This window comes from Mesorhizobium sp. M2E.F.Ca.ET.209.01.1.1, from assembly GCF_004010375.2.
GTDB lineage: Bacteria > Pseudomonadota > Alphaproteobacteria > Rhizobiales > Rhizobiaceae > Mesorhizobium.
In genome coordinates, this window is record NZ_SADP02000279.1 from 1 (window position 1) to 404 (window position 404).

The window sequence follows — 404 nt, forward strand, 5'->3', positions numbered from 1 at the left end:
GCCACCAACCAGCATAGCATCGCCCAGGCGAAGCCTGCACACCAGCCCGCCAGCACATCGGACGGCCAGTGGACGCCCAGATAGACGCGGCTGACGCCGACCAGCACCGTCGTCAGCACCGCCAGGAACAACACGTAGACCTTGGTGGTCCGGCCCGGCAGGAAGCGTGCCGCCAGCGAACCGAGCGTGAGATAGGTCACCGCCGACAGCATGGCATGGCCGCTCGGAAAGGAGAGCGAGGTCTCGTTGACCAGATGCGAAACCAGTTCCGGACGTGGCCGGTCGACGCCGACTTTCAGCAGGCTCGACAGAAGCTGGCCGCCCGCCACGGCAACGAAGATGAGAAGCGCAGTGCCTCGCCTGCGGATCAAAAGCAGATATATGACCGTCGCGGTGGTGATCAG

1 protein-coding gene is annotated in these 404 nt (G+C 64.6%); it reads right to left on the reverse strand.

The features are described 5' to 3' along the window. Positions 1 to 404: phosphatase PAP2 family protein (locus EN852_RS35665; protein ID WP_135879665.1), on the reverse strand; the 404-nt coding region annotated here is incomplete at both ends.